Genomic DNA, 12013 nt, shown 5'->3' with positions numbered 1-12013 from the left:
AAGATGATAAAAAGACTTTCTCTGCTACTTGTATTGCTCAGCTCTCTTGCGCACGCACAGACCGTATACACTTGGGTCGACGCCGATGGCGTGCTTCATTTTAGTGATACCCCCGGCACTGGTGCGAAAAGCATTACGCTACCGGATTTGGACGCCAGTGCGCCTGCACCACACGTTGAATCAACGCAAAAGATGGACGCTGCGCAACCCAACACCACGCAGGCTTCTTCAGCAAAAGAAACGGCGGTTGAACCCGCGCAGCCAAGCTCGTCGGATGAAGCCCCCGCCGAATTACAGCTGAGTATGGCGTCTCCAGCGAATGACGCCACCATTCGCAGCAATCGCGGCCTTATCTTTATTCGCATGGAAAGCAATCGCAAATTGGACGTTGGTGAACAACTGCAACTGCTACTCAACGGACACCGTTATGGTGCACCGCAAACCAGCTTGACTTGGCAGCTAAAAAACATTGACCGTGGCACCCACACACTGGCCGTGCAGGCTTACAGAAACGGCAAGATAATTGCATCATCCAGCCCTATATCAGTGCATTTGCATCGCACCAGTATTAAATAGTGGCTTGAGTCGCAAGATAAGCATCTGAACGCCTTAGAAGACGCTTTCACTTCTCCCCTTAATCCGCCATACTGGCTGCCATTGCACCAATTTAGTGCATTGCACCAAACTATGACAACGACAAGGATGTGATTGTGAATTCAGCGCTTTCAGACACAATTCTCAGCAATATGGTGACCGCAACCCTGATCCTCGATGATGGGTTGCAGGTTAAACACGCCAACCCGGCGGCCGAGCAACTCTTCGCGCAAAGCGCCAAACGCATCATCCACCAACCGCTGTCACAATTGATCCAACACGCCTCCCTCGATTTAGCCTTGCTCTCACAACCGCTACAAAGCGGCCAAAGCATCACGGACAACGACGTCACTTTCGTTGTTGATGGTAAGCCGCTGCTGCTGGAAGTGACGGTAAGCCCTATCTCCATTGAGCGTGAACCGATGCTGCTGGTAGAGATGCGCAAGGTTGACCAGCAGCGGCGTATTACCCAAGAGATGAACCAACACGCGCAGCAACAAGCGGCCAAACTTTTGGTCAGAGGCCTAGCGCACGAGATCAAAAACCCCTTAGGCGGGTTGCGCGGCGCGGCGCAGTTGCTGGAGAAGATGCTGCCCGATCCGAGCCTGACCGAATATACCCAGATCATCATTGAACAAGCGGATCGGCTGCGCACGCTGGTCGACCGTCTACTTGGCCCGCAAAAGCCGGGCAAAAAGCAAGAAGCCAATCTGCATCAGGTTTTGGAAAAAGTACGCCAATTGGTCGAGCTGGAATCACAGCAAAAACTGCTGATTGAACGCGATTATGATCCAAGCCTGCCAGACATTTACATGGATGCAGACCAAATTGAGCAGGCGATGCTAAATATTGTCAGCAACGCGGCACAAGTTCTGGCCAACCAAGACGACGGCCTGATCACCATACGCACCAGAACGGTGCATCAAGCCAATATCCATGGCCACCGCTGTAAAGTGGCCGCGCGAATTGAAATCATCGATAACGGCCCCGGTATTCCGGTCGAGCTGCAAGATACCTTGTTTTACCCCATGGTCAGTGGACGAGAAGGAGGCACCGGACTTGGGCTTTCTATCTCGCAAAATCTGATAGATCAACATAACGGCAAAATCGATGTCGAAAGCTGGCCTGGGCACACCAATTTCACCATTTATCTGCCAATTTAATGCTGCAAGGAATAGACCATGAGTAAAGGATATGTTTGGGTTGTCGACGACGATAGCTCCATCCGCTGGGTGATGGAAAAGACCCTCTCTTCCGCCAATATCAAGTGCGAAACCTACGCCAATGGTGAAAGCGTGTTGATGGCGTTAGAGCGAGAAGTCCCTGATGTGTTGGTGTCCGATATTCGCATGCCTGGCATTGATGGCATTGAATTGCTGCAACAAGTGCACAGCAAGTGCCCCGATTTGCCTGTGATCATCATGACGGCGCACTCCGATCTCGACGCCGCGGTCAACGCCTATCAAAAAGGCGCGTTTGAATATCTGCCCAAACCGTTTGATATCGACGAAACGCTGACGTTAGTGGAACGCGCCATCGCTCACGGCCAAGAACAAAAGCGCGAGCAGATGGCCTCGGGCAATCCACTCAGCACCCATACGCCAGAAATCATTGGTGAAGCGCCCGCGATGCAGGAAGTGTTTCGCGCCATCGGCCGGCTTTCACGCTCCTCTATCTCTGTGCTGATCAACGGTGAATCAGGCACGGGTAAAGAGCTGGTCGCTCATGCGCTGCATCGACACAGCCCAAGAGCCAGCAAGCCGTTTATCGCCCTCAACATGGCCGCGATTCCAAAAGATCTGATTGAGTCGGAGCTGTTTGGCCACGAAAAAGGCGCTTTTACTGGGGCAAACTCGGTGCGCCAAGGACGGTTCGAACAAGCCAACGGCGGCACCCTGTTTTTGGATGAGATAGGCGATATGCCGCTCGATATTCAAACTCGCCTACTGCGCGTGCTCGCCGATGGGCAGTTTTATCGTGTCGGCGGCCACTCGCCGATCAAAGTTGACGTGCGGATTGTCGCCGCCACCCACCAAAATCTCGAACGTTTGGTGCAAAATGGCGATTTCCGAGAAGACCTGTTTCACCGCCTCAACGTTATTCGAGTGCAGATCCCGGCGTTGCGCGAACGCAAACAGGATATAGAAAAACTGACTCAGCACTTTTTACTGCGCGCCGCCGATGAGCTAGCGGTGGAAGCCAAAACACTGCATCGCAGTACCTTAGATATTCTCTCGCGTCTCAATTGGCCCGGGAACGTGCGTCAGTTGGAAAACATCTGTCGCTGGTTGACCGTAATGGCCAGTGGCAGCGAAATTTTACCGGGCGATCTGCCGAGTGAACTGCTGCAAGAGAAAAAGAGCAGCGAGGAAGAAAACGCGGCAGGGACTTGGCAGGAGATTCTCGCCAGTTGGGCGCGAAAAGAACTCAGCTCTGGGGAAAAAGAGCTGCTGACATACGCACTTCCACAATTCGAACGTATACTGTTAGAAGCAGCACTTGAGCACACCAACGGTCACAAACAAGACGCAGCCAAAGTACTCGGCTGGGGACGTAATACCTTGACACGTAAATTAAAAGAGCTTTATTGACAACGAATAGAGAAATTCATTGAGGTTCGCCATCGTTTAGCGAACCTCATTGGCAGCAGGGATAGTAAAGCACGATGGCAGAGATGGCTTCCAATAGCAAAATTTCCTTAAAAACCGCGGTCATTGTGCCTTTGGTGGTGATCTTTTTGCTCTCAATCAGTGTGGTGATTTTAGTACAAAAGCGCAGTTACGAAGAGGCGGTGCATGATCTGAGTGACAAGCAGCTCTCCGCCTTAACCGAAAACGTGCGCAACAGTTTAACCAGTTATCTCGGCGCCCCGTTTGACGCCGGGCTCAGTATGGCGCATACCATTGGCTTCAACCATTTGTATAAACCCGATGACACCACTGCGTTGCAGCACTACTTTCTGGACGCCTTTCAAACCATTTATGCCCCGATTGCCCAGCTAGACGTGATTGGATTTGGCTCGGAAGCGGCCGATTATGTCGGACTACGTAAAGAGAGCGATGGTAGCCATACCCTGATGGTGCAAGATGATCGCACCAACAGCAAACTGGTGATTTATCAGGGCGACACCATCAGCGAGAACATCCGCTCTGTGATTGACAACTACGACCCGCGAGTGCGTCCTTGGTACACGCCAGTTGCCCAAGAGCGACGCCCGATGTGGTCTTCCATTTACGCCAACGCCGACGAAAGACAAGAAATCACTCTCTCCGCTCTCGCTCCGGTGTACGACCAGCAGCAATTTGTCGGCGTCGTGGTCACCGATATTCGCATCAACACCTTCAATAATTTTCTCTCCGCATTGAAAGAAAAAACCAAGGCTTCGGTCTATGTCATGGACGAAAAGCAGCGCTTGATCGCACACTCTTCGCCAAGCAGCGTGGTCTCTTGGGGTACCGATTTGTCGAAAAAAGGCGACCGTTTGCTAGCAAGCGAAAGTGCCGACCCCATCATTAAACGCCATGCCGATGCGGTGAAAAGCCAACAAATGTTGGAGAAGAGAGCGGCGCAACGCTTTGAGTTTCTGGCCCACGATGGCCGCTACTTCAGCCTGATCTCGCCCTACACCGACGAATATGGCTTAACGTGGTATATCGGCATTTCAATTTCTGAATCACAGCTCCTGGGCGTATTGCCCAAAGCGCAGCAAGAGAGCTGGATCGTTGGCTTATCGGTGGGGACCATCGGCGTTTTGTTCTGTATGGTGATTTTTAGCCGCATTACCCATCCCATCACCACCACGGCCACTGCCGCGAAAAACTTGGCCAATGGGCACTGGGAAAGTGCCATGCCCAAACCCGGTTTGATCTACGAAACCAGCCTGCTGGTCACAGCGTTCAATGAGATGGCCAATAACCTTCGAGTCTCCTTTAAAGCGCTGCGCAACCAGTTGGTTTATGACTCGCTCACCAAACTCTACAGTCGAGAAGGGTTGGTTGATGCGAGTCGTCGCGTGCATCCCTCTCAAAGTGGCAGCCTGTTTTTGCTTGGCGTCAATCGCTTTCGCGACATCAATGACAGCGTCGGACATCACAAAGGCGATCAACTGCTGATCAGCATCTCTGAAAGACTCAAAGACTTGTTTGATGATAATTACATTCTCGCCCGCACTGGAGGCGATGAGTTCGCCATCTACGCGCCACGAGTGACCAGCGCCGAAGAGATAACCGTGACCGTTAACCGGCTGCAACAGCTGTTTATCGCGCCATTTTATATGGGTGAGGAAAGCGTGGTGATGAAGGTGTCGATTGGGGTGGTATGTACCGACAGCGAGAGCGACATGATCCGTTGGTTACGTAACGGCAGCATTGCACTGAGTAACGCGAAACAAGATCATACCTCGGTCAGCCACTACCGTCCCGAGATGGCAGACGCGTCCAAGTTTCGCACCCAAATGCTGGCGCGCATTCAAGATGGCATCAACAGCCAAGAATTCATCCCTTACTACCAACCGATTATTGAACTGGAGAGCGGCAAAGTCGTCGGTGCAGAAGCATTGGCCCGCTGGCTGAGTAAGCAAGGCATCGTATCACCACTCGATTTCATCCCGATTGCCGAAGACAGTGGCATGATTAAGGATATAGGCAGCCAAATATTGCAACGCGCCTGCAAAGAGACCGCTCAAGCAATCGCAAACAACCTCTGGCAAGGTGACTTCCAGTTACACGTTAATATCTCCGTCAACCAACTATCACGCGAAGATTTTGTCGCGGAAGTCGGGCAAATTTTGCTGGAAACGGGACTACCCGCCACCAACCTCACTCTGGAGATCACCGAGTCGCGTCTGGTCGACAGCGCCCCAACCACCTTAAATAACATGCACAAGCTGCGACGCCTTGGTGTCGGCATTGCGATTGATGATTTTGGTACCGGCTACTCATCACTGGCGTATTTGCACACCTTACCGTTTGATTGCCTGAAAATCGACCGAGCCTTTGTCGATAAACTCAGCCGCGAGGAACTCAATAACTCTGTGGTCGCTGCCATCGTCAACATCACCCGAGGCTTTAACGTCAGTGTGGTGGCGGAAGGGATAGAAACCGACTTGCAAGCCGAATTGCTCTCTGAGTTGGGTTGTCCGTTGGCTCAAGGTTTCTTATACAGCCGCCCTGTGCCCTTTGCCGATTGGCCAAGTAACTTATTAGCTAACAAGTAAGTGGGTTGAAAAATCAGTTAATTGGCCAATAAGTTGCGCGCAAAGTTAAAGTAGCAACATAAACAAAAATGCCAGCGTCTTGCTGGCATCTTTTATTGCATATAGCATTCTTTCGCTAAATGACGCGTGAGAATTGCTGTTGCCGCGCTTTGGCACGTAGGTATTTGTCAAAGCACATGCAGATATTGCGGATCAGCAGACGACCACGCAATGTGACACGGATTTCACGCTCATCAACGTCCACTAATCGATCATCAATAAAGGTCTGCAGCAGTTGCAGATCTTCTTTGAAGTAGTGGTTAAACGTCACTTTGAACTGCGTTTCAATCGCTTTTTTATCCAGCTTGAAGTTGCAAATCAATTGCTTAATTACCTCACGGCGCAGCAAGTCGTCAGCGTCAAGCGCCACCCCTTTCCACAACGCATGGCGCAATTCATTGACTTGAGCGTAGTATTTCTTCAGCTCTTTCTGATTCTGCGCGTAGGCGTCGCCAATCATCGAAATGGCCGAGACACCAAAACCGACTAAGTCACATTCACCTTGGGTGGTATAGCCTTGGAAATTACGATGCAACACGCCTTCTCGCTGGGCAATAGCCAGTTCATCATCCGGTTTGGCAAAGTGGTCCATACCGATAAACTGATAACCCGCTTCGGTTAAGGTGGTAATGGTTTGCTGCAAAATTGCCATTTTTTCTTCGGCTTTGGGCAGCATCTCATCTTTGATTTTACGCTGCGCGGCAAATAACTGCGGCATGTGGGCGTAATTAAACACCGACAAACGACCCGGCTGCATTTGCAGCACTTGGGCTAATGTTTTTGCAAACGACTCGCGGTTTTGCTTGGGTAAGCCATAGATGAGATCAAGGTTGGTCGAGCGGAAACCGAGCTGCTTGGCCCGTTCGACCATGGCAAAAATAAAGGCTTCATCTTGCTCACGATTGACCAGCTTCTGCACTTCCTTGTCGAAATCTTGCACACCAATGCTCAGGCGGTTAAACCCTTCCTGCCGCAAATGGTCGAGAATATCGAGTTCAATCTCACGCGGATCGACCTCAATACTGATCTCCGCATTGGCTTCAAAATCAAACTCTTCCCGCAGCAAGGTCATCAGCCGCGACAACTGTTTGGCCGTTAGAAAGGTCGGCGTACCACCACCAAAATGCAGTTGCGTTACCTGTCGACCATGCAGCAGTGACGCGCGCTGGCGAATTTCATGCTCCAGCACATCAAGGTACTCATCCGCTTTATGCGAATGGCGAGTAATCACTTTATTGCAGCCGCAGTAGTAGCAAAGCTTATGACAGAAAGGAATATGCACATAAAGAGAAAGTGGACGCTCAGGGTACTGCGAGCATGCCATGTCATAGTCAGAAATGGTAAACGCTTCGTGAAACTCCAACGCCGTCGGATAAGAGGTATAGCGAGGACCAGAATAGTTGTACTTGTCCAATACCGCTTGGTCCCAAACGATCTGTTGGTTCGATTCAAGAGTCTGATTCGACATGGTGTTACTTCCGTAAAATCCTGTGAGCCGCTATTTTGCCACATCCAAAATAGGGAGATAGCGCGATATTGTGGCTTTTTAAGCGCCAATCGTTAGAAGTGCTAGCGCGATCACGATAGCCCCGCACAGCAGGGCCATCGATTAGATCATCTGAATGTTGATCTGGTTGTTGAGCGGCTGCACTCTTTTGCGCAGTGCTTTCAGCTCTTCGACAATCGCCTCACTAAGACGGCCTTCGGCCTTATGACGCTCAAGGTTTTGCTTCATGCGCTCTTTTTTCTCAAGCGCCTGACGCGCTTCACCGCGTGGCATGTCTTTGACAATGTGGTACAGCTCAGCAATCGCTGGGTATTCGGCATCGAAATCCACACGTTGCTCTCCTTGCACATAATCCATGATGCAATAGACACGAATGCTGATTTCAGACAGATCGCACTGTCCTTGAATCCCCGCCATACACAAGATATTGACGTTGTCGAAAATATTGGCATTGCGTTTCTCGATCGCCAACTTCTGATGCTGCTGTTGCAACTCCTTTTGCTTCTTTAACTGGAGCAGAAGGTAGCCTGCATAACACGCCAAACCCAGAATGATGGCACCACCAATTATGGCTAGTAAGGTGACATTCATCGCACTGCTTACCCTTTGTAGTCGTCCATGTTGAAGTCTTCAAAATCCGCCAGCAGCTCATCGTCTGAACGAGCTTTGCGCGTTGGTGCTTCATCTTGAAACTCTTCGTCGTCTTCGGGTTCGAGCAAACCAAGTTGCTTCATCAACTGCTCAATGCGGTCCAGTTTCGCGTCAACGTACTGCTGCAAGCCGCGACCTAGGTTTTCACCGGCCTCAATACGATCAAGCAACACATTCAACTGGGCATCGTTTTCCAGCATTTCGAGCTCTTGTTCTGCCGACAGACGACGCTCTTGCTTAGTCAACTTCTTCGCAGGTTCGACAATCAGTGGGATTTTCTTCTTGCTGCCAAGACGCGGATCTCGCACTTGATTGGCCGACTGTTTCTGCTTGGCTTGATCTTCTGCGTTACGAGCACCGGCTTTCAAACCTTTGTGCTTTTTCTCTTTTTTGCGCAAACGTCCTGCGACATCCGACTCAGAACGGTTACGGGTAACTACAAATTCAGGCGCGCCTGCGGCACCTGGTTTTCTCGATTTTTTCTTACGACTCATTACTGGGTCTTCCTCAGTAAAATTACATCTTTGCCAATAAATTCAAGTTCGAGCTTATCCCGCTCTGCCAGAAACTGAAACGTTGCTTGGCTAAAAAAGATCACATGTGTGGGATCATTTTTGTAATGCCAATGGGCAAACGCCTCAACATTGATGACCATTTTTGTCATCAGGCCTATCCAGCCTCCAGGCTTAACCAAATTCAACCATTGTTGCCACACCTGAGCAGGTTGATAGAGATGCTCAATCACCTCTGTGGCTGTCATGAAGTCGTACTGCTCAGCCAACACACTGGTCTGTGGGTGGTAATAAATATCGTACAACGCCATGGTGTGACCACGCTCAGCCATCATCAATGAGAGCGTTGGCCCGGGTCCGCAACCAAAATCCAACCCGGTTGATTGCGGTTTAATCCGTTCCTGAAGAGGGTCAGCGATGCGCGCTAAAAAGCGCCGATAACCTGCATCCTGCGGATTATTCTCATGCAGATCATAGTGAGCTTTTTCGCTTTTTGCATCCAGACGCTGGTTCGGATGGACAAACACCAAATGGCATTGCTTACACTGCAAATACTCGCGGTGTTTGTCGACAAAATAAGGCTGAATGTGCTCATGCTGACATAAAGGGCAGGTAGGCATACTGACTTCCTCAAACAGGGATGCGCAACATACCAGAAAGTCCGACAGGATTGGAGGGGCCGCGGGCAAAATATCGCCAATTTCAGAAAAAAACGGCCGAAATAAAAAAAGCGACAGGCATGCTGTCGCTTTCTGAACCGCCACAAGTGGCAAAAACTGTGTTGCACTCAGTTAGTGCACCAATATTCCGTTTGTTTTTTGTGCTTCCCTGCCAAAAGGTGTTGTTCGTCATCATCCTGATGAGTTTTGGCTTTCCTTCGACTTCCTGTATCAAGGCTTATCCGTTAAGCCTGGATCCTTTGCACTGTCTTAACCTTTAGACGAGGTGACCATCCGTATCTGACCAACATCCTGTCGATCTGAGCTCCCTTCTCCGGCTTTCGAACAACTCCCTTGCCCGCATCCGTGGAGACCACCTTGGCCTGATTTCCTTTACCAGCGTCCTGCTGATAGTGCTAATTTACTTGCTCATCAAATTGAAACAAGTCGCTTAGCACGATTTATTGGCTCGTTTTTAAACTAAGTTAAATACTTTCTGCTTTTCATAAAGTTAGAAAAACTTGGTAGACAAAGAGGCAAAAACGAATGGCAAATCTCTTACAAAATGATCAGCAAAATGTCCGTTTGCAAAAGAACATGGCGGCAAAAAAGTGTGATAATGTGCGAAAAAGAAAACGCCCTAGTAACAGGCCAGGGCGTTTTCCTACAACATGTGCTCGAGCGGTTAGGGGTGAAATTAGTGAAGACCACCAACGTATTGAGACAGGGTGTTAATGTCATCGTCGGTCAGTTTCTTCGCGATATCACGCATCATCGCATTCATATCGTTGCCACGGGATGATTCGCGGAATTTTTGTAGCTGAGCTTTGATGTAGTCAGCATGCTGACCGGAAATTTTCGGGAAACCTGAAAGCTCGGTACCATTGCCGCGCGGACCATGACACGCAACACATGCGGTTAAACCACGCTCTGCGTCACCTGCGGTGTACAATACTTTACCCGCATCGACCACGCTTTCCGGTGTCGTGTTTGGAGAAATTGGCAGGGAAGAGTAGTAAGCTGCCAAATCCGCCATGTCCTGTTCTGTCAATGGCATCGCCATTGCGCTCATAACCGGATCATAACGTCCTTGCTTACCCGCACTTTCCATACCTAATTTGAGATCTTTCAACTGCTTCTCAATATATTTGGCATGCTGACCAGCAAGCTTTGGATACATGGTGAGTAGACTGTTGCCGTCAGCACCGTGACACGCAACACACGTTTGGGATTTTGCTTTGCCAGCCTCAATATTACCTTGGGCCCATACTGAGCAGCTGGCTAAAAGACTCAAAATTAGCGCTAATTTCTTCATGACATTCCATTATAATTATCAAGCTTCCAGTACCACGGAAGGTGAACAGACCGAGTACACTCATGGTACAATAGGCGACCTTATGCCGAGCACGGTTATTTTACACAATTTCACAAAAAAGTAATCAATCGACTACACAAAGTCGAGATGGAGTTAACAGTGAGCGTAAAAATTCATTACCAAAATACGCATTTCATCACCAGTGCGCCTGATATCCGCCACCTGCCAGCCGATGAGGGCATCGAAATTGCGTTTGCAGGACGCTCAAATGCTGGGAAATCCAGTGCACTAAACCGATTAACCAACCAAAAAAGCCTAGCGAAAACCTCAAAGACGCCAGGCCGCACGCAGCTTATCAACTTGTTCAAAGTGACGGATGGCTGCCATATTGTCGACCTTCCTGGCTATGGTTTTGCCCAAGTTCCGCTGGAAATGAAGCAGAAGTGGCAAAAATCGCTGGGTGAATATCTGCAAAAACGCCAATGTCTACAAGGATTGGTGGTGTTGATGGACATCCGCCATCCAATGAAGGATCTCGATCAACAGATGATTGCTTGGGCAATTGAGAGTCGTATCCCAGTCCAAGTTCTTCTCACGAAAGCGGACAAACTCAAGAGCGGTGCACGCAAAGCAGAACTACTCAAAGTTCGCCAGTTAGCGGCAACCTTTGGTGGTGACGTGCAAGTCGATCTGTTTTCATCATTGAAAGGGATTGGCGTGGATCAGTTACGAGCCAAACTCGACGAATGGTTTGCACCAGCACTCGCCCATCTATTGGACGAAGAAGCAGACCAAGAAAACGACTAGCCTCGCGATACAAGATTATCGATCAAAGCTCTGCCTATGCAGGGCTTTTGTTTTTTCTGCCGCCAGAAACAAAAATCCCCGCCATCCTGGCAGGGAAACGGGAGAGAAAAATGGTAATTATTATTATGGGCCAGAGCATTACTGAACTGGTCACGGATTTCAAGAGTTCGCGCGCTGAGAATATTGGGCTGCTGACTAAAAACCAACTGCAACAACAAAGCCTAAGCTACTGATATATAAAAATTTAAAACCAAAACACTCACATTAAATATGCAGTTAGTTTTTTAAGAGAATTAATAATAGTGTGATTGGTAAAAATTTACAGAACGGATTTTCAACGACAAATACGGTAGAACACGGCCAAAGGCGGTATAAACAGAGCGGAACAAGAGAAAAGTAACTAATTTATTGAAAATTAATAAATTTTATTTTGGGCAATAAAAAACGCCCCAGTCAAAACCTGACTGGGGCGGCTGAATCAGCCTAATCCAATAACGTGAAACAAAAGGTCTGAAAGATAGAACATCTTACCTCTGTACCCTACGAGGATTAATGTACAACAATTGGTCATAATTGCAAACTTTTTTTGTAGTTTATTTTCATGAAACCTTTATTAAGCTACAACTCAACAATTTCTCTTTGAACTTATTTAGATACAAAAAAAAGCCAGAACTTGTGCTCTAGCTCATACAATTTATCCGTTTTCGCACAAAA

At 49.0% G+C, this 12013-nt stretch carries 11 protein-coding genes; 6 read left to right on the top strand and 5 right to left on the bottom strand.

Features of this window, described 5'->3' with window-relative positions; all coding sequences use genetic code 11:
- Window positions 1–3 precede the first annotated feature (3 nt).
- The 4 genes from UF06_RS21825 (at window position 4) to UF06_RS21810 (ending at window position 5809) form a co-directional block, all read left to right on the top strand.
- Window positions 4–576 (top strand): DUF4124 domain-containing protein, encoded by a 573-nt coding sequence (locus UF06_RS21825; RefSeq protein ID WP_045572347.1) that lies wholly within the window; start codon window positions 4–6, stop codon window positions 574–576.
- A gap of 134 nt (window positions 577–710) precedes the next feature.
- Window positions 711–1757, top strand: coding sequence for a nitrogen regulation protein NR(II) (gene glnL, locus UF06_RS21820; RefSeq protein WP_045572346.1), 1047 nt, complete (start codon window positions 711–713; stop codon window positions 1755–1757).
- An 18-nt stretch (window positions 1758–1775) separates the two neighbouring features.
- A complete protein-coding gene (gene glnG, locus UF06_RS21815; protein ID WP_039433670.1) occupies window positions 1776–3185 on the top strand; it encodes a nitrogen regulation protein NR(I) in 1410 nt (469 codons plus the stop codon).
- A 74-nt stretch (window positions 3186–3259) separates the two neighbouring features.
- Window positions 3260–5809: an EAL domain-containing protein gene (locus UF06_RS21810; RefSeq protein ID WP_082069808.1), complete on the top strand. Its 2550-nt coding sequence runs from the start codon at window positions 3260–3262 to the stop codon at window positions 5807–5809.
- A gap of 115 nt (window positions 5810–5924) precedes the next feature.
- Here UF06_RS21810 and hemN read toward each other — a convergent pair whose 3' ends face one another.
- The 5 genes from hemN to UF06_RS21785 form a co-directional block, all read right to left on the bottom strand.
- Window positions 5925–7316: an oxygen-independent coproporphyrinogen III oxidase gene (gene hemN / locus UF06_RS21805; RefSeq protein WP_045572345.1), complete on the bottom strand. Its 1392-nt coding sequence runs from the start codon at window positions 7314–7316 to the stop codon at window positions 5925–5927.
- Between the two features lie 141 nt (window positions 7317–7457).
- Window positions 7458–7946, bottom strand: a complete 489-nt coding sequence (locus UF06_RS21800) for a DUF2489 domain-containing protein (RefSeq protein ID WP_039422618.1) — start codon at window positions 7944–7946, stop codon at window positions 7458–7460.
- An 8-nt stretch (window positions 7947–7954) separates the two neighbouring features.
- Entirely contained in the window at window positions 7955–8500 is a 546-nt protein-coding gene (gene yihI / locus UF06_RS21795) for a Der GTPase-activating protein YihI (RefSeq protein ID WP_045572344.1), read from the bottom strand.
- Window positions 8500–9138, bottom strand: coding sequence for a class I SAM-dependent methyltransferase (locus tag UF06_RS21790; RefSeq protein ID WP_045572343.1), 639 nt, complete (start codon window positions 9136–9138; stop codon window positions 8500–8502). The genes yihI and UF06_RS21790 overlap by 1 nt, the downstream gene beginning before the upstream one ends.
- 736 nt (window positions 9139–9874) lie before the next feature.
- The gene (locus UF06_RS21785) at window positions 9875–10492 is read right to left on the bottom strand and encodes a c-type cytochrome (RefSeq protein ID WP_045572342.1); all 618 of its coding nucleotides are present in this window, start codon (window positions 10490–10492) and stop codon (window positions 9875–9877) included.
- Window positions 10493–10651: 159 nt separating this feature from the next.
- Here UF06_RS21785 and yihA point away from each other — a divergent pair, with 159 nt between their 5' ends.
- Window positions 10652–11299 carry a ribosome biogenesis GTP-binding protein YihA/YsxC gene (yihA, locus tag UF06_RS21780; RefSeq protein WP_045572341.1) on the top strand — a complete coding sequence of 216 codons (648 nt, stop codon included), beginning with the start codon at window positions 10652–10654 and terminating at the stop codon, window positions 11297–11299.
- A gap of 110 nt (window positions 11300–11409) precedes the next feature.
- Complete coding sequence (locus UF06_RS28235; RefSeq protein WP_264299417.1) at window positions 11410–11532, top strand: hypothetical protein; 123 nt, start codon at window positions 11410–11412, stop codon at window positions 11530–11532.
- Window positions 11533–12013 lie beyond the last annotated feature (481 nt).

Origin of the sequence: Vibrio sp. S234-5 (assembly GCF_000960595.1) — a bacterium.
In the GTDB taxonomy this organism is placed as follows: domain Bacteria; phylum Pseudomonadota; class Gammaproteobacteria; order Enterobacterales; family Vibrionaceae; genus Vibrio.
The sequence above is the reverse complement of the archived record's forward strand: the minus strand, read 5'-3'. Positions and strand labels throughout refer to the sequence as shown.

Excerpts from the sequence above, each read along its gene's own strand:
- UF06_RS21825 (WP_045572347.1), top strand. The coding sequence starts at position 4 with ATGATAAAAAGACTTTCTCTGCTACTTGTATTGCTCAGCTCTCTTGCG.
- glnG (WP_039433670.1), top strand. The coding sequence starts at position 1,776 with ATGAGTAAAGGATATGTTTGGGTTGTCGACGACGATAGCTCCATCCGC.
- UF06_RS21810 (WP_082069808.1), top strand. The coding sequence starts at position 3,260 with ATGGCAGAGATGGCTTCCAATAGCAAAATTTCCTTAAAAACCGCGGTC.
- hemN (WP_045572345.1), bottom strand. The coding sequence starts at position 7,316 with ATGTCGAATCAGACTCTTGAATCGAACCAACAGATCGTTTGGGACCAA.
- UF06_RS21800 (WP_039422618.1), bottom strand. The coding sequence starts at position 7,946 with ATGAATGTCACCTTACTAGCCATAATTGGTGGTGCCATCATTCTGGGT.
- yihI (WP_045572344.1), bottom strand. The coding sequence starts at position 8,500 with ATGAGTCGTAAGAAAAAATCGAGAAAACCAGGTGCCGCAGGCGCGCCT.
- UF06_RS21790 (WP_045572343.1), bottom strand. The coding sequence starts at position 9,138 with ATGCCTACCTGCCCTTTATGTCAGCATGAGCACATTCAGCCTTATTTT.
- UF06_RS21785 (WP_045572342.1), bottom strand. The coding sequence starts at position 10,492 with ATGAAGAAATTAGCGCTAATTTTGAGTCTTTTAGCCAGCTGCTCAGTA.
- UF06_RS28235 (WP_264299417.1), top strand. The coding sequence starts at position 11,410 with ATGGTAATTATTATTATGGGCCAGAGCATTACTGAACTGGTCACGGAT.